The sequence below is a fragment of the Streptomyces sp. NPDC052064 genome (assembly GCF_055585925.1).
The window spans coordinates 368516-391106 of the sequence record NZ_JBVJJE010000004.1 but is presented as its reverse complement, the minus strand read 5'-3'; the positions used below and the strand labels follow the sequence as shown (position 1 = coordinate 391106).

The following is a 22591-nucleotide window of genomic DNA, read 5'->3' as shown; positions in this document are numbered from 1 at the left end:
GGTGGATACGTGACGAATCTGATGCCTTCAGCCGCCGGCGAGCCTTCCATCGGTGGTGGCCTCGGCGACCAGGTCTACAACCGGCTGCTCAACGAGCGGATCATCTTCCTCGGCCAGCCGGTCGACGACGACATCGCGAACAAGATCACCGCACAGCTGCTGCTCCTTGCCGCCGAACCGGACAAGGACATCTACCTGTACATCAACAGCCCCGGCGGTTCGATCACGGCCGGCATGGCGATCTACGACACCATGCAGTACATCAAGAACGACGTGGTGACGATCGCCATGGGTCTCGCGGCCTCGATGGGACAGTTCCTGCTCAGCGCGGGCACCCCCGGCAAGCGCTTCGCGCTGCCGAACGCCGAGATCCTCATCCACCAGCCCTCCGCCGGCCTGGCGGGCTCCGCCTCCGACATCAAGATCCACGCCGAGCGGCTGCTGCACACCAAGAAGCGCATGGCCGAGCTCACCGCCCAGCACACCGGCCAGACGGTCGAGCAGATCACCCGCGACTCGGACCGCGACCGCTGGTTCGACGCCTTCGAGGCCAAGGAGTACGGCCTCATCGACGACGTCATGCCCACGGCCGCCGGCATGCCGGGCGGCGGCGGCACCGGGGCCTGAGAGGTCCCCACGGGGCCTGTGGCGCCCCGTGAGGCCCACGGAGCCCTCCCGGGCCCCAGCGACCCCAGACAGCCCCAGCCGACCGCCTCAGCCCTTTTCAGGAGACACCGTGAACCAGTTCCCCGGCAGTGGGATCTACGACCGTATGCACGCCGTTCAGGACATGCGCGCCGCTCAGGGCGAGTACACCGGCCCGCAGGCCGAGTCCCGCTACGTCATCCCGCGCTTCGTCGAGCGCACCTCCCAGGGCATCCGCGAGTACGACCCGTACGCGAAGCTCTTCGAGGAGCGCGTGATCTTCCTCGGCGTCCAGATCGACGACGCCTCCGCCAACGACGTCATGGCGCAGCTGCTGTGCCTGGAGTCGATGGACCCCGACCGTGACATCTCGGTCTACATCAACAGCCCCGGTGGCTCCTTCACGGCGCTCACGGCGATCTACGACACGATGCAGTACGTGAAGCCGGACATCCAGACGGTGTGCATGGGCCAGGCGGCCTCCGCCGCCGCCGTCCTGCTGGCCGCCGGTACGCCGGGCAAGCGCATGGCCCTGCCGAACGCGCGCGTGCTGATCCACCAGCCGTACAGCGAGACCGGCCGCGGTCAGGTGTCCGACCTGGAGATCGCCGCCAACGAGATCCTCCGGATGCGCTCGCAGCTGGAGGAGATGCTGGCCAAGCACTCCACGCAGACGATCGAGAAGATCCGTGAGGACATCGAGCGCGACAAGATCCTCACGGCCGAGGACGCACTGAGCTACGGCCTGATCGACCAGGTCATCACCACCCGGAAGATGGACAACTCGAGCCTGCGCTGAGGCGAGAGGCTGTATCGTCTGCCGCCCCTTGGCATGGTTTGGCAGGGTTCACGTCAAAGCGAACCGCGCCAAGGGGGGCCCGAACGAGGGGCCCGGCAAGGTACCGTCGGACATAAGGCAGCACCAGGAGTCCGCTGGACGTCGGCGTCCAGGAGTCTCCCAGGCGAAGGGGAAGCACACCGTGGCACGCATCGGTGACGGCGGCGATCTGCTCAAGTGCTCGTTCTGCGGCAAGAGCCAGAAGCAGGTCAAGAAGCTCATCGCAGGGCCCGGTGTGTACATCTGCGACGAGTGCATCGACCTCTGCAACGAGATCATCGAGGAAGAGCTGGCGGAGACCAGCGAGGTCCGCTGGGAGGAGCTCCCGAAGCCCCGCGAGATCTACGAGTTCCTCGAGGGGTACGTGGTCGGCCAGGAGGCCGCCAAGAAGGCCCTCTCCGTCGCGGTGTACAACCACTACAAGCGGGTCCAGGCCGGTGAGAACGGCGGGGCGAACGGCCGCGACGACGCCATCGAGTTGGCGAAGTCCAACATCCTCCTGCTCGGCCCCACGGGCTCCGGCAAGACCCTCCTGGCACAGACCCTCGCGCGGATGCTGAACGTCCCCTTCGCGATCGCCGACGCCACGGCCCTGACGGAGGCCGGCTACGTCGGCGAGGACGTCGAGAACATCCTGCTCAAGCTGATCCAGGCCGCCGACTACGACGTCAAGAAGGCCGAGACCGGGATCATCTACATCGACGAGATCGACAAGGTCGCGAGGAAGAGTGAAAACCCCTCGATCACTCGCGACGTCTCGGGCGAGGGTGTCCAGCAGGCCCTGCTGAAGATCCTGGAGGGGACCACGGCCTCGGTCCCGCCGCAGGGCGGCCGCAAACACCCCCACCAGGAGTTCATCCAGATCGACACGACGAACGTGCTGTTCATCGTGGGTGGTGCCTTCGCGGGCCTGGAGAAGATCATCGAATCCCGCGCCGGCGCCAAGGGCATCGGCTTCGGCGCGCAGATCCGCTCCAAGCGCGAGATGGAGTCCAAGGACCAGTTCCAGGAGGTCATGCCGGAGGACCTGGTCAAGTTCGGCATGATCCCCGAGTTCATCGGCCGCCTGCCGGTCATCACCTCGGTCCACAACCTCGACCGCGAGGCCCTGCTCCAGATCCTCGTCGAGCCGCGCAACGCGCTCGTCAAGCAGTACGAGCGCCTCTTCGAACTCGACGGTGTGGAGCTGGACTTCGAGCGCGAGGCCCTCGAAGCCATCGCCGACCAGGCCATCCTCCGCCAGACCGGCGCGCGCGGCCTGCGCGCCATCATGGAGGAGGTCCTCCAGGGCGTGATGTACGAGGTCCCGTCCCGCAAGGACGTGGCCCGGGTCGTCATCACGGCGGACGTCGTCCAGTCGAACGTGAACCCGACGCTGATTCCGCGGGATGCGCGAGGACGGGGTCCGGGAGAGCAGAAGACGGCCTAGTCACCCACTGCACGCGAAGGCGCCCGGCACTGCTGCCGGGCGCCTTCGTCGTTGCGGGCGTCAGGCCTTGACGCGGACTTCCTTGCGCACCTTGGTGGTGAGGTCGATCGCCACGTCCTGGGTGACGCCCTGCGCCGCGTCACCCGGCGACACGATGGCGATGGTGCTGTAGTCGGCCCACACGCAGAACCAGTTGGTCTTCTCCTTCTTGGTCCGCCGGTCCTGCCCCTTGAGCGACTGGCACTTCATGACCGCGCCGTCGAGGTCCGCCTCCTCGGGCTCGCCGACCAGCTCGGGCCTGCCGGATTTGGAGGCGGAGTCCTTCTCGGCCGACTTCTTGAAGTTGGCGAAGAACAGGTCCAGAGTTGCCTGCGGGTCGGAGATCTCGCCGTAGGCACCGGCCACCGAAAGGGTCTTGGCCGTCGCCATCTTCGCCGCGGACGACGGATCGTCGGGGTCGTAGTCGCTCAGGTCCACCGTGTTGTAGAGGCCTGTCGCGGTCTTGGCGTTCTTGACGCCGCTCTTCTCCAGCTCCGACGTCGAGCCGGAGCCGGCGGTCTGCCCGTCCTTCGTGGTGCGCTTGTAGTCGCTGAGCACCGTCGCCGGCGTCGTCAGCTTGTGCGGCCCGTCGTCCTCCAGGCCGCCACCCCCGCCGATCACGAAGTACGCGCCCACACCGATCGCGGCCACGACGGCCACGGCGCCGATGATGATGCCCGTCTTCTTCTTGCCGCCGCCCGGTTCCGGGGGCTGGGGCCCGCCGTACGGGGCCTGGCCGTAGGGCGGCTGCTGGCCGTACGGGGGCTGCTGGCCGTAGGGGTTCGGCTGGGGCGGGACGCCCTGCGGGGGCTGCTGCGGGTAGCCGTAGCCGGGCTGGGGCGGAGGGGCCTGCTGGGGGTACCCGTAGCCGGGCTGCGGAGCCTGCGGCGGCTGGCCGTACGGTCCGGGCTGACCGTACGGTCCAGGCTGCTGGGGCTGCCCGCCGTACGGGCCCGGCTGGTTGTAGCTCATGTTCTGGGTTCCCCTCCAGATGCTTATGCGTTCGAGACATCCTGGCGCAGACCCGCCGTGTGCATGGCATCGGGCCCTTCACCGTTACAAAGCAAACGCGTTTCGGGGCGGGGCAGTGACGCCTCTAAACTGACCCCCGTGACCGAGAACGCTCAGCAGCAGCCACCAGCGCCCAGCACCGACCTGCCGACCCAGTACGCGCCGGCCGACGTAGAGGGGCCGCTGTACGAGCGCTGGGTGGAGCGGGGTTACTTCGACGCGGACGAGAAGAGCGACAAGCCGCCGTACACCATCGTCATCCCGCCGCCGAACGTCACGGGCTCGCTCCACCTGGGGCACGCCTTCGAGCACACCCTCATCGACGCCCTGACCCGCCGCAAGCGCATGCAGGGGTACGAGACGCTGTGGCAGCCCGGCATGGACCACGCCGGTATCGCCACACAGAACGTCGTCGAGCGGGAGCTCGCCAAGGAGGGCAAGTCCCGCCACGACCTGGGCCGTGAGGCGTTCGTGGAGCGCGTCTGGCAGTGGAAGGGTGAGTCCGGCGGGCAGATCAGCGGCCAGATGCGGCGCCTCGGTGACGGTGTCGCCTGGTCGCGCGAGCGCTTCACGATGGACGAGGGCCTGTCCCAGGCCGTCCAGACCATCTTCAAGCGGCTCTACGACGACGAGCTGATCTACCGCGCCGAGCGCATCATCAACTGGTGTCCGCGCTGTCTGACCGCCATCTCGGACATCGAGGTCGAGTACCAGGACGACGACGGCGAGCTCGTCTCCATGAAGTACGGCGACGGGGACGACACCATCGTCGTCGCCACCACCCGCGCCGAGACGATGCTCGGTGACACGGCCGTCGCCGTCCACCCCGACGACGAGCGCTACCGGCACCTGATCGGCAAGCTGGTCAAGCTGCCGCTGACCGACCGCTCCATCCCGGTCGTCGCGGACGAGCACGTCGACCCGGAGTTCGGCACGGGTGCCGTCAAGGTCACCCCCGCGCACGACCCGAACGACTTCGAGATCGGCCAGCGTCACGGCCTCCCGGCTCTGACGATCATGGACGAGCACGCCGTGATCACCGCCCACGGCCCCTTCCAGGGCCTGGACCGGCTGGAGGCCCGCTCCGCCATCGTCGCCGCGCTGCGCGCCGAGGGCCGGATCGTCGCCGAGAAGCGGCCGTACGTCCACTCGGTGGGCCACTGCTCGCGTTGCAAGACCACCATCGAGCCGCGCCTGTCCATGCAGTGGTGGGTCAAGGTCGGCCCGCTCGCCAAGGCCGCCGGCGACGCCGTCCGCGACGGACGCGTCAAGATCCACCCCCAGGAGATGGAGAAGCGCTACTTCGACTGGATCGACAACCTCCACGACTGGTGCATCTCGCGGCAGTTGTGGTGGGGCCACCGCATCCCGGTCTGGTACGGGCCGAACGGCGAGGTCGTCTGCGTCGGGCCCGACGAGGAGCCGCCCGGGACCGAGGCCGAGGGCTGGCGGCAGGACACCGACGTCCTCGACACCTGGTTCTCCTCCGGCCTGTGGCCGTTCTCCACGCTCGGCTGGCCCGAACAGACCGAGTCGCTGGCGAAGTTCTATCCGAACTCCGTCCTGGTCACCGGCTACGACATCCTCTTCTTCTGGGTCGCCCGGATGATGTTGTTCGGCCTCTACGCGATGGAGGGCACCCCGCCGTTCCGCACCATCGCCCTGCACGGCATGGTCCGCGACCAGTTCGGCAAGAAGATGTCGAAGTCCTTCGGCAACGCGGTCAACCCGCTGGACTGGATGGACAAGTACGGCAGCGACGCCCTGCGCTTCACCCTCGCCCGGGGCGCCAACCCCGGCGTCGACGTCCCGATCGGCGAGGACTGGGTCCAGGGCTCCCGCAACTTCGCCAACAAGATCTGGAACGCCACGCGCTTCGCGATGATGAACGGCGCGACGGTGGACGGGCCGCTGCCGGACCGGGCGAAGATGTCGTCGACCGACCGCTGGATCCTGTCCCGGCTCAACTCGGTCGTCGCCGAAGTCGACGCGTACTACGACGACTACCAGTTCGCGAAGCTCTCCGACGCCCTGTTCCACTTCGCGTGGGACGAGGTCTTCGACTGGTACGTCGAGCTGTCCAAGACGACGTTCCAGGCGGGCGGCGAGGCGGCCGAGGTCAGCAAGCGCGTCCTCGGTGAGGTCCTCGACGTCACGCTGAAGCTGCTGCACCCGGTGGTCCCGTTCGTCACGGAGACGCTGTGGACGACGCTGACCGGCGGCGAGTCGGTCGTGATCGCCGACTGGCCGAAGGACAGTTCGTTCCGGGACGCCGACGCCGAGCGTGAGATCGAGAGCCTCCAGTCGGTCATCACCGAGGTCCGCCGCTTCCGTGCCGACCAGGGTCTCCAGCCCGGCCAGCGGGTTCCGGCCCGGCTGACGCTGGACGGCACGCCGTTCGCGACCCACGAGGCCGCCATCCGGCAGCTGCTGCGGCTCCAGCCGGAGGGCGACGCCTTCACGGCCACGGCGACCCTCCCGGTCGCCGGCGCCGAGGTCGCCCTCGACCTGTCCGGCACGATCGATGTCGCGGCGGAACGGAAGCGGCTGGCGAAGGACCTCGCCGCTGCGGAGAAGGAGAAGGCGCAGGCCAACGCCAAGCTCGGCAACGAGGCGTTCCTTGCGAAGGCCCCCGACCACGTGGTGGAGAAGATCCGCACCCGCCTCACCAAGGCGGAGGAGGACATCGCCCGCATCCAGGCCCAGCTGGAGAGGCTGCCACAGGCGTAGAGGTTCGTACGGCCGTAGAGGCCCCGGTGCTGATCAGCGCCGGGGCCTCTCTGCGGTCAGGGGCGCGGGGAACGGCGCGACAAGCCACGACGAACCCGCAGGCAGGGGACGACACAAACCACCCCCGACCGATGTCACTGTCCCTCCGTAGACTGGGCCCCGTGAGCGAGCTCCCTCCAGACCACAGCGACGACCAGCCCGACCCCCTCAACACCTTCGACGAGATCATCGCGGAGGAGACCACCCGCGACCCCGACCTCGCCGTCATCGAAGCCGGCAGCCGAACCCTGCGCACCCAGGGCGGCCCCCCGGAGGCCGACATCCCGACCCGCCCCGACGACCCCGAGGTCGACAAGGCCCTGCGCGAGGTCGAGGCGGAGCTCGCCACGCGCTGGGGCGAGACCAAGCTGGAGCCCTCGGTCAGCCGTATCGCCGCGCTGATGGACGTGCTGGGGGACCCGCAGCGGTCGTACCCGTCGATCCACATCACCGGGACCAACGGCAAGACCTCCACGGCCCGCATGATCGAGGCCCTCCTCGGCGCCTTCGAGCTGCGGACCGGCCGCTACACCTCGCCGCACGTGCAGTCGATCACCGAGCGCATCAGCCTGGACGGCGCCCCGATCTCCGCCGAGCGGTTCATCGAGACGTACCAGGACATCAAGCCGTACATCGAGATGGTCGACGCGCAGCAGGACTACCGGCTGTCCTTCTTCGAGGTGCTCACGGGCATGGCGTACGCAGCGTTCGCCGACGCGCCCGCCGACGTCGCCGTCGTCGAGGTCGGCATGGGCGGCTCCTGGGACGCCACGAACGTGATCGACGGTGACGTCGCCGTCGTCACGCCCATAGACCTCGACCACACCGACCGGCTCGGCACCACGCACGCGGAGATCGCCGCCGAGAAGGCCGGCATCGTCAAGCAGGACGCGACCGTCATCCTGGCGCAGCAGCCGGTCGACGCGGCGCAGGTGCTGCTGAAGAGGGCCGTCGAGGTGGACGCGACCGTGGCCCGGGAGGGGCTGGAGTTCGGTGTCGTGGACCGGCAGGTGGCCGTCGGCGGGCAGCTGCTGACGCTGCGCGGGCTCGGCGGCGAGTACACCGAGGTGTACCTGCCGCTGCACGGCGCCCACCAGGCGCACAACGCGGCCGTCGCGCTCGCCGCCGTCGAGGCGTTCTTCGGCGTCGGTGCGCAGCGGGCCGAGTCGCTGGACCTGGACACGGTCCGCAAGGCGTTCGCGGCCGTCGCCTCGCCGGGGCGGCTGGAGGTCGTGCGGCGGTCCCCGACCGTCGTGCTCGACGCCGCCCACAACCCGGCGGGCGCCCGGGCGGCGGCCGAGGCGATCGGTGAGGCCTTCCAGTTCAGCCGGCTCATCGGTGTCGTCGGCGCGAGCGGCGACAAGAACGTGCGGGGGCTGCTGGAGGCCTTCGAGCCGGTGTTCGCCGAGATCGTGGTCACGCAGAACTCCAGTCAGCGCGCGATGGACGCCGACGAGCTGGCCGGCATCGCCGTCGAGGTGTTCGGCGAGGAGCGCGTCCAGGTCGAGCCGCGGCTGCCCGACGCGCTGGAGGCCGCGATCACGCTGGCCGAGGAGGAGGGCGAGTTCGCGGGCGGTGGTGTGCTCGTCACCGGTTCCGTCATCACCGTCGGCGAGGCCCGACTGCTCCTGGGGAGGGGCTGAGATCCCGTGCGTACGCTCTGTTCTTCGACCCTGATCGGCGAGTTCTTCGTCATCGGATTCGCCGGTCTTGTCGCCATGAAGGACCCCGACCTGTCCATGACGACCGTGTGGACGGTCAGCGGTGTCGCGATGTTCCTGTGCCTGGTGCTGTGCGGCCTGGTGACGCGCCCGGGCGGGGTGGCGCTCGGCTGGGCGTTGCAGATCGCGCTCATCGCGTCGGGCTTCGCCGTGCCGATGATGTTCTTCCTGGGCGTGGTCTTCGCGGCCCTGTGGTGGGCGTCCGTGCACTACGGGCGGAAGGTGGACGAGGCGAAGGCGAGATTCGCGGCCCAGTCCGGCTCCTCCACACCTGACGCTGCGTAACAGGCGCCCCGACACGCCGGGTAATCTCGTCTCACCGCACAACCTTGATGCATAAGGAGCCCGTCGTGAGCCAGCGCACCCTCGTCCTCCTCAAGCCCGACGCCGTCCGTCGTGGCCTGACCGGCGAGATCATCAGCCGTATCGAGCGCAAGGCGGGCTGGGCGATCACCGCGCTGGAACTGCGCACCCTGGACCAGGACACGCTGGAGCAGCACTACGGCGAGCACAAGGGCAAGCCCTTCTACGAGCCGCTGGTGGAGTTCATGGCCTCCGGCCCGGTCGTGGCGATGATCGTCGAGGGCGAGCGGGTCATCGAGGGGCTGCGCGCGCTGGCCGGACCGACCGACCCGATCGCCGCGGCCCCCGGCTCCATCCGCGGCGACTTCGGCGTCATCGTGCGGGAGAACCTGATTCACGCTTCCGACTCGGAGGAGTCCGCCGAGCGGGAAGTGAAGATCTTCTTCCCGGGCCGCGCCTAAGGCGAAACGGCGAGGGAAGTCTGGGAGTCACGGCTCCCGGACTTTTCTGGCATATGCGTGGCGATCGAGGGAACGATGCTCCCCGAACGCCCGTCTCCACAAGCGAACCCGCACAGCATCTGCTGACATTGGCGGAGACCCTCCCGCAGTGTTCGCGAAGGCGCGTCTACGATGGAAGCCTTCACGTCACAGCACCCACCTTTGCCTACCTGAAACGCCCTCAAAAGCCAGTGGGAAGGCCAGACGAATCCTGATGGGGAACTCAATGTCGTTCATCGGCCGTGACATGGCTGTCGACCTCGGGACCGCCAACACGCTGGTGTACGTCAGGGGTCGCGGGATCGTACTCAACGAGCCGTCCGTCGTCGCGATCAACACCAACACCGGTGGCATCCTCGCGGTCGGCGCCGAAGCGAAGAAGATGATCGGGCGCACGCCCGGCAACATCGTTGCCGTTCGTCCGTTGAAGGACGGCGTGATCGCCGACTTCGAGATCACCGAGCGGATGCTCCGCTACTTCATCCTGAAGATCCACAAGCGGCGGTATCTGGCTCGTCCGCGGGTCGTCGTCTGCGTGCCCTCGGGCATCACGGGCGTCGAGCGCCGCGCCGTCATCGAGGCGTCGTCCCAGGCCGGCGCCCGCCAGGTGCACATCATCGAGGAGCCCATGGCCGCGGCCATCGGCTCCGGCCTGCCGGTCCACGAGGCCACGGGCAACATGGTGGTCGACATCGGCGGCGGCACCACGGAGGTCGCGGTCATCTCCCTCGGCGGCATCGTCACCGCCCAGTCCATCCGTGTCGCGGGCGACGAACTGGACAACGCGATCATCCAGCACATCAAGAAGGAGTACTCCCTCCTGCTGGGTGAGCGGACGGCCGAGCAGATCAAGATCACGATCGGTTCGGCGTACGACCTCGACTCCGACGAGCACACCGAAATCCGCGGCCGGGACCTGGTCTCCGGGCTGCCGAAGACCGTCGTCATCTCCGCGGCCGAAGTCCGCAAGGCGATCGAGGAGCCGGTCAACGCGATCGTCGACGCCGTCAAGACGACCCTCGACAAGTGTCCGCCGGAGCTGTCCGGCGACATCATGGACCGAGGAATCGTTCTGACCGGCGGCGGAGCGCTGTTGCGGGGCCTGGACGAGCGGCTGCGCCGGGAGACCGGTATGCCGATCCACATCGCCGAGGATCCCCTGGACAGCGTGGCGCTCGGCTCCGGAAAGTGCGTCGAGGAGTTCGAGGCGCTCCAGCAGGTGCTGGACGCCCAGCCGCGCAGATGACGTAACTCTTCGATTCCGCCGTACGGGACGATCTCCCCTCGTACGGCGGATCGTTGATATAGAGGCATAACCTCCCACAATGCAGCCCCTCGGGTTTCCCTGGGGCTTCCCGAATTCCTATGAGGAAGGGCACGGCCGCCGCACGTGAGGGACACACGAGAGAGCCGGCTGCTCCTGGTGCTGCTGATCGCCATCGCGTTCGCGTTGATCACGGTGGATATTCGCGGTGGGGAGGATTCCCCGGTCGACGGTGCCCGGCAGGGCGCGGCGGCGGTCTTCGGCCCGATCGAGAGCGGTGTGTCGGCCGCGGTCGACCCGGTCGGCAACGCGGTCTCCGCCATCCGGGACTCCGGCGAGCGGCACGACCGGCTCGCCGCGCTGGAAGAGGAGAACGCGGCCCTGAAGGCGCGGCTCGGCAGCGACGACCGCAGCCGCAGCCGCCTCAAGCAGCTCGACAAGATGCTGAAGATCTCCGGCCGGGGCCAGTACGGCATCAAGGGCGCGGAGGTCATCGCCATCGGTGCCGCGCAGGGCTTCTCCTGGACCATCACCATCGACGTCGGCGCCAACGACGGCATCAAACGCGACATGACCGTCCTGAACGGGGACGGGCTCGTCGGCCGGGTCACCACCGTCGGTCCCAACACCGCCACGGTCCTGCTCGCCAGCGACCCCGACTTCACGGTCGGCACCCGGATGGAGTCCGGCGACGAGCTCGGCTTCGCCTCCGGGCAGGGCGACCGCCCGCTGCGCGTGGAACTCCTCAACGGCAAGGCCGAGGTGAAGAAGGGCGACCGTCTGGTCACCTTCGGCTCGCAGGCCGACCGGCCGTTCGTGCCCGGCGTGCCCGTCGGCGTGGTCTCCCGCGTCGACCCGTCCGGCGGCGGGCTGACCCGCACGCTCTACGTCACGCCGTACGCCGCCTTCAGCAAGCTCGACATCGTCGGTGTCGTCGTCGAGGCCCCGAAGAAGGACCCGCGCGACACGGTGCTCCCGCCCAAGCCGAAGCCGACCCCCAGGCCGACGGTGACGGTGACGGTGACGCCGTCCGCCGAGGCACCCGCAGACGGCCAGAACCAGCAAGAGCAGTAGGAGCTGTCACCTCATGCGCGTCAACCGGATCCTGCTCTCCTCCTCCCTGGTCGTCGTCGCCCTGGTGATCCAGGTGAGCGTCCTCGCCCGCCTCCATCTGCCGGGTGCCGTGCCCGATCTGATGCTCCTCACCGTCCTCGGCCTCGCCCTGGTGTACGGCCATGTGGGCGGTGCCCTCGTCGGTTTCGGCGCGGGCCTGCTCGCCGATCTGGCCCCGCCCGCCGACCACGCCGCCGGGCGCTACGCGCTCGTGCTGTGCGTCGTCGGCTACCTCGCCGGCCTGGTGAAACCGGAGACGGGCCGGCTGAAGTCCGCGACCGGTCCCATGGCCGTGGTGGTCGCCGCCGCCCTCGTTTCCACCCTGCTGTACGCCGGGGTCGGTGCCCTCGTCGGTGACACCGCCGCCCGCCACGTGGGCCTGGGCAGCCTGCTGTTCACGGCCGCCCTGTACGACCTGCTGCTCGCCCCGTTCGTGGTCCCGGGGGTCATGGCGCTGGCCAGACGCGCCGAGAACGATCCGCTCGCCGAGACCGGCTCCGCCGCCAAGGCCACCGACATCTCCTCCGGCTGGCTCTCCGGCGGCACCGGCCTGAAGATCGGCAGCCAGCGGAACGGGCTGCGATTGAAGGCGGCCCGGGCACGGATGGCGCGGGCCGGGCGCATCAAGGGGGTCAAGCGGCTGTGAACTCAGGGAAGTTCACCCGAACGGGCCGGTCCGGTAGGAACGCCGGCTCGGGGGCCCGTCGTTCCTCACTCGTATCCGCACATGCGTGCCCGGACGCACCTTCGTACCCGCACATCCGTACGCACACCGAGAGGGGGAGGCGGCCGCAGTGACCAACATTCCCGAGACCGGCCGGAACTCACGGGTCCAGATCCGGCTCGTCGTCATCCAGGTCCTCGTCCTCTCCCTCCTGCTCACCCTCGGCGGACGCCTGTGGTACCTCCAGATCCGTGAGGGCGCGGCGTACGCCAAGGAAGCGTCGGGGAACCACGTCCAGCAGGTCGTCCAGCCGGCCGTCCGCGGCTCCATCCTGGACGCGCGCGGCGTGGCCCTCGCCGACAACGAGACGCGACTGGTCGTCTCCGCCTCCCGCACCGACCTGCTGAAGATGCCGGACGACGGCAAGGACGTCCTCACCAAGCTCGCCGGTGTACTGGGCATGACGCCCAAGGAGGTCCAGGAGAAGGTCCGGCTGTGCGACGCCGAGACGCCGCAGCCCTGCTGGAACGGCTCGCCGTACCAGCCCATTCCCATCACCGACGAGGCCACCCCCAAGCAGGCCCTCCAGATCCGTGAGCGCGCCGAGGACTTCCCCGGCATCACCGCCGAGCCCGAGGCCGTGCGCCGCTACCCGAGCCCCGGCAAGGCCAACACCGCCCAGGTCCTCGGCTACCTCTCGCCGGTCACCGACGAGGAGATCAAGAAGGCCCAGAACACCGACTCGCCGTATCTGCGCTCCGACCAGGTCGGCCGCTCCGGCCTGGAGCGCCAGTACGACAAGCAGCTGCGCGGCAAGGCCGGCGTCACGCGCTACGAGGTCGACAACCTCGGTCGCGTCATCGGCCAGGCCGAGGCCGACCCCACCCACCCCGGCGACAACCTCGTCACCAGCATCGACGCCCGTGTCCAGCGGATCGCCGAGTACCAGCTGAACGAGGCCATGAAGAAGGCCCGCAAGGAGCACGACCGCAACACGGGCACGAACTACAAGGCCGACTCCGGCGCCGTCGTCGTCATGGAGGCCAAGACCGGCCGCGTCGTCGCCATGGCCTCCAACCCGACGTACGACCCGAACGCCTGGGTGGGCGGCATCTCCGCCAAGGACTACACGCGGCTCACCGGCAAGAGCTCCAACTACCCGCTGCTCAACCGCGCGATCCAGGGCCAGTCGGCGCCCGGCTCCATCTTCAAGGTCATCCCGACGGCCGCCGCGGTCAACGCGGGCTACTCCTTCAACGGCCCCTACCAGTGCTCCAGCTCGTACTCGATCGGCGGCCAGGTCTTCAAGAACTTCGAGTCCAAGGGATACGGCCCGATCAGCCTCGGCCGCGCCCTGGAGGTCTCCTGCGACACGGTCTTCTACCGCCTCTCCCACGAGGAGTGGAAGAAGGACGGCGGCACCAAGCCGAAGAAGAAGCCCAACGACTGGTTCTACAAGACCGCCCACCAGTTCGGCCTCGGCAAGGAGACCGGCATCGACCTGCCCAACGAGGTCACCGGCCGCGTCCCCGACCGCCAGTGGAAGCTGGACTACTGGAAGGCCAACAAGGACGCCTGGTGCCGCACCGGCAAGCGGAACGGCAGCTACGCCGAGAAGATCGCCTACGAGAACTGCCTCGAAGGCAACCGCATGCGCGCCGGTGACTCCGTCAACTACTCCATCGGCCAGGGCGACACCCTCGTCACCCCCATCCAGATGGCCACCATCTACTCGGCCATCTCCAACGGCGGAACCCTCTACAACCCCTCCGTCGGCAAGGCCGTCATCAGCGCCGACGGCAAGACCGTCACGCCGATCAAGCCCCAGTCGCACGGCAAGCTGCCGATGACGCAGAAGACGCGCGACGAGGTAGACGAAGCCCTCGCGGGAGTCGCCACCCGCGGTACGGCCGCCTGGCGGTTCGGCGGCTGGCCGCAGGACAAGATCCCGATGCACGCCAAGACGGGTACGGCGGAGGTCTACGGCAAGCAGACCACCTCCTGGTTCGCCACGTACACCAAGGACTACTCGATCGTCATGACGATCTCCCAGGGCGGTACGGGCTCCGGCGCCTCGGGCCCCGCCGTCCGCAACATCTACAACGCGCTGTACGGCGTCTCCGAGGACGGTGACATCGACGCGAAGAAGGCCCTGCTGCCCACCCCGGAGAAGGCCCTGCCGAAGGTCAAGACGGACGGCACCATCGCCTCCCCGAAGGTCCCCAAGGACCCGGCCAAGGACCAGCAGGCGGACAAGAAGGACCCGAACGCCCCGGCCGACCCGCTCCAGCCTGCGACGGCAGCCCCGCCGACGCCGGAGAACCGTGACACCCGAAGGCGCCGGCGCCGGCGGGGAAGCCGGAGGTTGCCGACATGACCGGCGGTGTGAACAGCTTCCAGGTCTCCGGCTACGGCCCCGAGCGCTCCGGCTGGACCAGGCTCCTCGCCCGCGACTCGATGGCGCGGCGCCTCGACTGGCCGATCCTGCTGTCGGCGACGGCGCTGTCTCTGCTCGGCACGCTCCTCGTCTACTCGGCGACCCGCAATCGCACGGAACTCAACCAGGGCGACCCGTACTTCTTCCTCGTCCGGCACCTGCTGAACACAGGCATCGGCCTCGCCCTGATGGCCGGCACGATCTGGCTCGGCCACCGCGGCCTGCGCACGGCCGTGCCGGTCCTGTACGGCCTCTCGGTCCTGCTGATCCTGCTGGTGCTCACCCCGCTCGGCTCCACGATCAACGGCGCCCATTCGTGGATCAAGCTCCCCGGCGGCTTCTCCCTCCAGCCCTCGGAGTTCGTGAAGGTCACGATCATCCTGGGCATGGCGATGCTGCTGGCGGCCAGAGTCGACGCGGGAGACAGGCAGTACCCCGACCACCGCACGGTCGTGCAGGCCCTGGGCCTGGCCGCCGTACCCATGGTGATCGTGATGCTCATGCCCGACCTCGGGTCGGTCATGGTGATGGTCATCATCGTGCTGGGCGTGCTGCTCGCCTCCGGCGCCACCAACCGGTGGGTGTTCGGGCTGCTCGGCGCCGGTGCGCTCGGCGCGGTCACCGTCTGGCAGATCGGGGTGCTCGACGACTACCAGATCAACCGCTTCGCCGCCTTCGCCAACCCCGAGCTCGACCCGGCCGGCGTCGGCTACAACACCAACCAGGCCCGCATCGCCATCGGCTCCGGCGGCCTGACCGGCTCCGGCCTCTTCCACGGCTCGCAGACCACCGGCCAGTTCGTGCCCGAGCAGCAGACGGACTTCGTGTTCACCGTGGCGGGGGAGGAGCTGGGCTTCCTCGGCGGCGGCCTGATCATCCTGCTGCTCGGCGTCGTCCTGTGGCGCGCCTGCCGTATCGCCCGGGAGACCAGCGACCTGTACGGCACGATCGTGGCCGCCGGCATCGTCGCCTGGTTCGCCTTCCAGACGTTCGAGAACGTCGGCATGACGCTCGGCATCATGCCGGTCACCGGACTGCCGCTGCCGTTCGTGTCGTACGGCGGTTCGTCGATGTTCGCCGTGTGGATAGCGGTCGGTCTGTTGCAGTCCATCCGGGTCCAGCGACCGATGTCGGCATGAACACCGGCGGGGCGGCCCTCTGCCGCCCCGCCCCCGTGCCGACTAGATTCGGCCCATGGCGGACACCAAGCGCGAGATCGAGCGGAAATACGAGTCCGAGGACAGCGGACTTCCCGACCTGACCGGTGTCGCCGGGGTCGCGGCCGTGCACGACAAGGGCATCGCCCACCTCGACGCCACCTACTACGACACGGCCGACGAACGCCTCACCGCGTCGTCCGTCACCCTGCGCCGCCGCACCGGCGGCTCGGACGCGGGCTGGCATCTGAAGTTCCCCGTCGCCCCCGGCGTCCGCGACGAGATCCACGCCCCGCTCTCCGACACCCTCCCGGACGACCTCGCCGGGCTCGTCCGCTCCCGGGTCCGCGGCGGCGAACTGCTGCCCGTCGTCCGGCTGCGCTCCGACCGCGACGTACGCCACCTCGTCGACGCCGAGGGCCGGCTGCTCGCCGAGGTCAGCGTCGACGCCGTACGAGCCGACCGGCTCACGGCCGGCGGCGGTGAAGCGCAGTGGACGGAGATCGAGGTGGAGCTCGCCGACGGGGGAGACCCGGCCTTCCTCGACAAGGTGGAGAAGCGGCTGCGCAAGGCGGGCATACGGCCGTCGGCCTCGGCGTCGAAGCTGGCACGGGCCCTGGCGGAGACGGCGCCGCACCAGCAGCGCGCGTCCGCCTCCGCCGGGGAACCGGTGACCGCCGGAGACCACGTCCTGGCGTATGTGCGCGCCCAGCGGGACGCCATTGTCGAGCTCGACCCGGCCGTGCGGCGGGACGCCGAGGACTCGGTGCACAGCATGCGCGTGGCCACCCGCCGGCTGCGCAGCACCTTCAAGTCGTACGGCGAGATCCTCGACCGGACCGTCACCGACCCGGTCGGCGACGAGCTGAAGTGGCTGGCCGGTGAGCTGGGAGTGGACCGGGACCGGGAGGTGCTGACCGAACGGCTGACGGCGGCTCTCGACGAGGTGCCGGCCACCCTGGTCCGCGGCCCGGTCGCGGGGCGGCTGCACACCTGGGCGAGAGACCGGCACGGCGGGGCCCGCGGCCGGCTCATCGGCGTCCTGGACTCCCGCCGCTACCTCGCCCTGCTCGACACTCTGGACGCGCTGATCGCCGATCCGCCCCTGCGTAAGGCGGCCGGCAAGAAACCCCGCAAGGCGATCGCCAAGGCCGTGAAGAAGGACTTCCGCAAGGTCGCCGGGCTGGTCGAGCGGGCCGTGGAACTGGAACCCGGCACCGACCGCGATGTAGCGATCCACGAGGCCCGCAAGAAGACCAAGCGCGCCCGCTACGCCGCGGAGGCCGCCCGACCGGCTCTCGGCAAGCCCGCCAAGGACCTGGTCAAGTCCATGAAGGCGCTCCAGAACCTGCTCGGCGAGCACCAGGACAGCGTGATGGCCCGGCAGGCACTGCGCGAGCTGTCGGCGGTCGCCCACGCGGCCGGGGAGAGCGCCTTCACCTACGGCCTGCTCCACGAGCGCGAGGAGCAGCGGGCGGTGCGCGTGGAGACCGAGCTGCCCGGACTCTGGGAGCGGACCAAGGGCGGGTTGGCGGGCCTCTGATCTTCCGCGCGTACGGAGGTGCGGCCCGGTCGCGTTAGTCTGGATGGTCACCCTGTCAGTTCAGTCCAGCTCACGAAGGTGCGCGACATGCCTGCCGAAGTCGCTGCGTCGGTCTTCCCGCAGCTCGAAGCTCTGCTCCCGCATGTGCAGAAGCCGATCCAGTACGTCGGCGGAGAACTCAACTCCACGGTCAAGGACTGGGACTCCTGTGACGTCCGCTGGGCGCTCATGTACCCGGACGCCTACGAGGTCGGCCTGCCCAACCAGGGCGTCATGATCCTCTACGAGGTGCTCAACGAACAGCAGGGCGTCCTCGCCGAGCGCACCTACAGCGTGTGGCCGGACCTCGAGGAGCTGATGCGGGAGCACGACGTCCCGCAGTTCACGGTGGACAGCCACCGGCCCGTGAAGGCCTTCGACGTGTTCGGCCTGTCCTTCTCCACGGAGCTGGGCTACACGAACATGCTGGCGGCCCTGGACCTCTCCGGGATTCCCCTGGAGGCCAAGGACCGCGGCCTGGACGACCCGATCGTCATGGCCGGCGGCCACGCAGCGTTCAACCCCGAGCCGATCGCCGACTTCATCGACTGCGCGGTGATCGGCGACGGCGAGCAGGCCGTCCTCGAGGTCACCGCGATCATCCGCGCCTGGAAGGCGGAGGGCCGCCCCGGCGGCCGCGAGGAGCTGCTGTTCCGCCTGGCGAGGACGGGCGGGGTCTACGTGCCCGGCTTCTACGATGTCGAGTACCTGCCGGACGGCCGCATCGCCCGGGTCGTACCGAAGCGCAGCGGTGTCCCGTGGCGGGTCTCCAAGCACACGGTGATGGACCTCGACGAGTGGCCGTACCCCAAGCAGCCCCTGGTCCCGCTCGCGGAGACGGTCCACGAGCGCATGTCGGTGGAGATCTTCCGCGGCTGCACCCGCGGCTGCCGTTTCTGCCAGGCCGGCATGATCACCCGTCCGGTCCGCGAACGCTCCATCACGGGCATCGGCGACATGGTCGAGCAGGGCCTGAAGTCGACGGGCTTCGAGGAGGTGGGCCTGCTCTCGCTGTCGTCCGCGGACCACTCGGAGATCGGCGACATCGCCAAGGGCCTCGCCGACCGCTACGAAGAAGACAAGATCGGCCTCTCCCTCCCGTCCACCCGCGTGGACGCCTTCAACATCGACCTGGCGAACGAACTCACGCGCAACGGCCGCCGCTCCGGCCTCACCTTCGCCCCTGAGGGCGGCTCGGAGCGCATCCGCAAGGTCATCAACAAGATGGTCTCGGAAGAGGACCTGATCAGGACCGTCGCGACGGCATACGGCAACGGCTGGCGTCAGGTCAAGCTGTACTTCATGTGTGGCCTGCCGACGGAGACCGACGACGACGTCCTGCAGATCGCCGACATGGCGACGAAGGTCATCGCCAAGGGCCGCGAGGTGTCGAAGTCCAACGACATCCGCTGCACGGTCTCGATCGGCGGCTTCGTCCCCAAGCCCCACACGCCCTTCCAGTGGGCGCCGCAGCTGTCGGCGGAGGAGACGGACGCCCGCCTGGAGAAGCTGCGGAACAAGATCCGCGGCGACAAGAAGTACGGCCGCTCCATCGGCTTCCGCTACCACGACGGCAAGCCCGGCATCGTCGAGGGCCTGCTGTCCCGAGGCGACCGCCGGATCGGCGCCGTCATCCGCGCGGTCTACGACGACGGCGGCCGCTTCGACGGCTGGCGCGAGCACTTCTCGTACGACCGCTGGATGCGGTGCGCCGAAAAGGCGCTGGTCCCCTACGGCGTCGACGTCGACTGGTACACGACGCGCGAGCGCACGTACGAGGAGGTCCTCCCCTGGGACCACCTGGACTCCGGCCTCGACAAGGACTGGCTCTGGGAGGACTGGCAGGACGCCCTCGACGAGACGGAGGTCGAGGACTGCCGCTGGACGCCGTGCTTCGACTGCGGGGTCTGCCCGCAGATGGACACCGAGATCCAGATCGGCCCGACGGGGAAGAAGCTCCTGCCCCTGACGGTCAAGAACGCGGCACCGGCGCCGAGCGGTCACGTGCACTGACGGTCGTCCGACGGCACCGAAACGGTCTCGCCGCACTGGGAGCCCCCTCCGACTCGGAGGGGGCTCTTCCTCTTGAGAGGCCGGACCGGCAGGTGAGAGATCGGCCGTCCGGGGGACCCGCTGGGCAGGCGGGGTCGGCGGCGTTCCCCTTGGGGGCCGGCCCGGCTCAGGTTCCCCCGGTTCAGCCATGTGCTGGGGGAGCCGTGCAGTCAGATGAGGCGGCCAAGATCGACCCTCGGCGTGGACGGCTGATGCCGCCGGTCCACACAATGCGGGGATGGAGAACATACGTATCCGGCCCGTGCGGCCGGGTGAACTGGCCGCTGTCGCCGGGCTTCGGTGGGAGTGGCTCATCGAGAACGGCGGCGGGGCTCTCGGCGAACGCGAGGAATTCGTAGGGCACTTCGTCGAGTGGGCCCGGGACAACGCCGGGTCGCATCGGTGCATGGTGGTCGTGCGTGACGACGGCGTCGTGATCGGTATGGCCTGGCTGGCGGTGGTGCGGCGGGTGCCCACGCCGCGGGCGCCGCGGCGGGCCTCCGGCGATCTCCAGTGTGTGTACGTCGTGCCGGAGGCGCGCGATGGCGGGCTGGGCGGGCGGCTCATCCGGGCGGTTCTGGACGCTGCCCGGGAGCTCGGTCTGGAGCGGGTGACCGTGCACTCGAGCCCGCGGGCGATTCCCGCGTACGCCCGGTGCGGTTTCCAGGAGTCGCCCCGGCTGCTGCACGCTCGGGTCGCGGGCGCGTGAGCCGTATGATCATGACGCCAGGTGGAGGATCTGCGGAAGAACGGGGCGGGGCTGTGCGGTGCTGGATCCGGACGGGGCGTTGAGGCGTCTACGACGGTATGGATCTGGAGAAACCGGCCCGAGAGGGCTCCGAGACGCGAGTCGATCTGCGGAAACGGGTGCCCGAACCGTCCGCGCCGCCGGTGCGTGAGGCGGCGCCCGAGGGGTGTCTCGCTGTCGCGATCCGGATTCCTGTGCGAATCGTCGTGCTCGTGCTGGTCGTCCCCGTGCGGATGGTGTGGGACGCGCTCGTCGTGGCCGGGCGGTTCCTGAACGACGTGCTGTTCCGGCCGCTGGGCCGGGCGCTGCTGTGGCTCGGGCGGGCGGTGTTCGTCTGGCCGGTCGTGGGGCTGTGGCGGTATGCCGTCGTGCCGGTGGCGAAGGCGCTCGGGTGGCTCGGGAACGTGCTCCTGGTCGTGCCTCTGGTGTGGCTCTACCGGTACGTCCTTACGCCGGTGGGACACGCGATCGCGTGGGTCGCCACAGGGGTCGCCAGGGGCGTGGGCGCCGCGCTCGGCTGGGTGTACGCGTACCTGCTCACGCCGGTCGGGCGTGCCGTCATGTGGGTGCTGAAGGGGCTCGGTGCCGTGCTCGCCGCGGTCGGGGCCGGTGTGTACGCCGTCGTGGCGTGGCTCGCCCGGTATCTGGTCGTCGTACCCGCCGTGTGGCTGTACACGTGGGTGCTCGCGCCCGTCGGGCGGGCGATCGTCTGGTGCGGCAAGGGGCTCGTGTGGCTGGTGACCACGATCGTCACCGGCATCGGGACGGCCCTCTACTGGATTGCCCGGATCCTGTTCGTGCTGCCCGCGCTCGCCCTGTGGCGTTGGGTGCTCGCCCCGGTCGGACGCGTCCTCGCCGTCATCGGACGCGAGGTCCGGGACGCCCTCGGGCACGCCTGGCGCGTCGCCGGGTACATCTCGCTCGCCGTCGGGCGGTTCCTCGCGACGCTCTTCCGGTGGATCTTCGTCGAGCCGGTGCGGTGGGTGTACCGGAGCGTGCTGACGCCCGTCGGGCACGTCGTGCGGGACGCCGTCCTGCGGCCCGCCGCCGAGGCCGCCCGCAGTGTGGGACGGGCCACGCGGCAGGCGCTGGCCTCCGCCCGGGAGTCCGTACGTCAGGCGCGCGCCGACTTCCGGCGGATGCTCTTCGGCGAGCCGAGGCAGCCGAGGCCGGCCGACCTCGGGGAACCTTCGGGCCGCGAGGCACGTACTCTTGGTAGTAGTACGACCGCTCTCACGAAGGACTGAACGACACTGGGCAAGCGACAGCCCGAAGGCCCGCCGCCCGCACCCGCGGTGCAGCGCATCCGACTGCGCTACACCAAGCGCGGCCGCCTCCGGTTCACCAGCCACCGTGACTTCCAGCGCGCCTTCGAGCGTGCGTTGCGTCGTGCCGAGGTGCCGATGGCGTACTCGGCGGGCTTCACACCGCATCCGAAGGTGTCGTACGCCAATGCCGCACCCACCGGCACGGGCAGTGAGGCGGAGTACCTGGAGATCGCGCTCACCGAGGCGCGCGACCCGGAGCAGCTCAGGATCCTCCTCGACGAGTCGCTGCCCGCCGGGCTCGACATCGTCGAGGCGGTAGAGGCCCGCACCTCGGGCCTCGCCGACCGGCTGACGGCTTCCGTGTGGGAGCTGCGGCTGGACGGCGTGTCGCTGGAGGACGCCCGCCGAGCGGCGGACGCCTTCAACGCGGCCGGGGCCGTCGAGGTCCAGCGTCTCGCCAAGAACGGGGTACGCACCTTCGACGCCCGCTCCGCCGTCGCGAGTCTGGAGGTCCGCGACCTCACAGAAACGCACAGTTCGCAGGCTGATAGGCCGACCGACCAGCCCTGTGCGATACTGCGGCTGGTTGTTCGGCACGTGACGCCTGCCGTACGACCCGACGACGTCCTGTCCGGTCTCCGCGCCGTGGCCGACCTGGCGCCGCCGGTCCCCGCAGCGGTGACCAGGCTGGCGCAGGGGCTGTTCGATGAAGAGACCGGCACGGTGACCGACCCGCTCGCGCCCGACCGCGAGGCAGCGGAGGCCCACTCAACGGCCGAAGCGACTGCCGCCGCGACGGCGTCGGCGTAAGGAAGGTTCCGCGTAGGGACGGACGTCGTAGCGCCGCCCTCGGACTCGGGAGCCACCTGGGTCGGGCAGCGCACCGACCAGAAGACTTTCGCCAGGCCGTACGCATTCGGCGTACGGAACCGGCGAGACAGGACACGGAGAGCTCCCGTGCGGCGCCCGCGCCCCGGACGGCGGCGACGCGCACAGCGCGAGCCGCGGACGTCACCGGCACAGCCGGACCAGGTGCGGCGCCCGGGAGCCT

At 69.5% G+C, this 22591-nt stretch carries 18 protein-coding genes; 17 read left to right on the top strand and 1 reads right to left on the bottom strand.

Annotated features, from left to right (window positions below; genetic code table 11):
* Window positions 1–21: 21 nt before the first annotated feature.
* From ACZ6TU_RS12945 to clpX, 3 genes are all read left to right on the top strand, one after another.
* Window positions 22–627 (top strand): ATP-dependent Clp protease proteolytic subunit, encoded by a 606-nt coding sequence (locus ACZ6TU_RS12945; RefSeq protein WP_010041894.1) that lies wholly within the window; start codon window positions 22–24, stop codon window positions 625–627.
* 109 nt (window positions 628–736) lie between these two features.
* Entirely contained in the window at window positions 737–1444 is a 708-nt protein-coding gene (locus ACZ6TU_RS12940) for an ATP-dependent Clp protease proteolytic subunit (protein WP_020271909.1), read from the top strand.
* A gap of 181 nt (window positions 1445–1625) precedes the next feature.
* Complete coding sequence (gene clpX, locus ACZ6TU_RS12935) at window positions 1626–2912, top strand: ATP-dependent Clp protease ATP-binding subunit ClpX (RefSeq protein ID WP_086853897.1); 1287 nt, start codon at window positions 1626–1628, stop codon at window positions 2910–2912.
* Between the two features lie 60 nt (window positions 2913–2972).
* On the opposite strand, the gene ACZ6TU_RS12930 is transcribed toward clpX, so the two are convergent.
* Window positions 2973–3923 carry a hypothetical protein gene (locus ACZ6TU_RS12930; protein ID WP_469548118.1) on the bottom strand — a complete coding sequence of 317 codons (951 nt, stop codon included), beginning with the start codon at window positions 3921–3923 and terminating at the stop codon, window positions 2973–2975.
* A 138-nt stretch (window positions 3924–4061) separates the two neighbouring features.
* Between ACZ6TU_RS12930 and ACZ6TU_RS12925 the strand changes: the two genes are divergently transcribed.
* From ACZ6TU_RS12925 to ACZ6TU_RS12860, 14 genes are all read left to right on the top strand, one after another.
* Complete coding sequence (locus ACZ6TU_RS12925) at window positions 4062–6692, top strand: valine--tRNA ligase (protein ID WP_467668470.1); 2631 nt, start codon at window positions 4062–4064, stop codon at window positions 6690–6692.
* A gap of 131 nt (window positions 6693–6823) precedes the next feature.
* Window positions 6824–8374, top strand: a complete 1551-nt coding sequence (folC, locus tag ACZ6TU_RS12920) for a bifunctional tetrahydrofolate synthase/dihydrofolate synthase (RefSeq protein ID WP_467668472.1) — start codon at window positions 6824–6826, stop codon at window positions 8372–8374.
* Between the two features lie 6 nt (window positions 8375–8380).
* A complete protein-coding gene (locus ACZ6TU_RS12915) occupies window positions 8381–8737 on the top strand; it encodes a DUF4233 domain-containing protein (RefSeq protein ID WP_467668474.1) in 357 nt (118 codons plus the stop codon).
* Between the two features lie 65 nt (window positions 8738–8802).
* The gene (ndk, locus tag ACZ6TU_RS12910; protein ID WP_467668476.1) at window positions 8803–9216 is read left to right on the top strand and encodes a nucleoside-diphosphate kinase; all 414 of its coding nucleotides are present in this window, start codon (window positions 8803–8805) and stop codon (window positions 9214–9216) included.
* A gap of 265 nt (window positions 9217–9481) precedes the next feature.
* Window positions 9482–10501: a rod shape-determining protein gene (locus tag ACZ6TU_RS12905; protein ID WP_004001297.1), complete on the top strand. Its 1020-nt coding sequence runs from the start codon at window positions 9482–9484 to the stop codon at window positions 10499–10501.
* 144 nt (window positions 10502–10645) lie between these two features.
* On the top strand, window positions 10646–11593 hold the full coding sequence (gene mreC, locus ACZ6TU_RS12900) for a rod shape-determining protein MreC (RefSeq protein ID WP_467668478.1): 948 nt from the start codon (window positions 10646–10648) through the stop codon (window positions 11591–11593).
* Window positions 11594–11606: 13 nt separating this feature from the next.
* Complete coding sequence (gene mreD / locus ACZ6TU_RS12895; protein WP_467668480.1) at window positions 11607–12278, top strand: rod shape-determining protein MreD; 672 nt, start codon at window positions 11607–11609, stop codon at window positions 12276–12278.
* A 148-nt stretch (window positions 12279–12426) separates the two neighbouring features.
* Window positions 12427–14673 (top strand): penicillin-binding protein 2, encoded by a 2247-nt coding sequence (mrdA, locus tag ACZ6TU_RS12890; protein WP_467668482.1) that lies wholly within the window; start codon window positions 12427–12429, stop codon window positions 14671–14673.
* Entirely contained in the window at window positions 14670–15872 is a 1203-nt protein-coding gene (gene rodA, locus ACZ6TU_RS12885) for a rod shape-determining protein RodA (RefSeq protein ID WP_467668484.1), read from the top strand. Before mrdA ends, rodA begins: the two co-directional genes overlap by 4 nt.
* A gap of 55 nt (window positions 15873–15927) precedes the next feature.
* A complete protein-coding gene (locus ACZ6TU_RS12880; protein ID WP_467668486.1) occupies window positions 15928–17433 on the top strand; it encodes a CYTH and CHAD domain-containing protein in 1506 nt (501 codons plus the stop codon).
* A gap of 87 nt (window positions 17434–17520) precedes the next feature.
* The gene (locus tag ACZ6TU_RS12875) at window positions 17521–19485 is read left to right on the top strand and encodes a TIGR03960 family B12-binding radical SAM protein (protein ID WP_467668488.1); all 1965 of its coding nucleotides are present in this window, start codon (window positions 17521–17523) and stop codon (window positions 19483–19485) included.
* A gap of 277 nt (window positions 19486–19762) precedes the next feature.
* Window positions 19763–20233 carry a GNAT family N-acetyltransferase gene (locus ACZ6TU_RS12870; RefSeq protein WP_467668490.1) on the top strand — a complete coding sequence of 157 codons (471 nt, stop codon included), beginning with the start codon at window positions 19763–19765 and terminating at the stop codon, window positions 20231–20233.
* A gap of 98 nt (window positions 20234–20331) precedes the next feature.
* The gene (locus ACZ6TU_RS12865; protein ID WP_467668492.1) at window positions 20332–21519 is read left to right on the top strand and encodes a hypothetical protein; all 1188 of its coding nucleotides are present in this window, start codon (window positions 20332–20334) and stop codon (window positions 21517–21519) included.
* Between the two features lie 48 nt (window positions 21520–21567).
* Window positions 21568–22350 (top strand): TIGR03936 family radical SAM-associated protein, encoded by a 783-nt coding sequence (locus ACZ6TU_RS12860; protein ID WP_467668494.1) that lies wholly within the window; start codon window positions 21568–21570, stop codon window positions 22348–22350.
* Window positions 22351–22591: the final 241 nt, after the last annotated feature.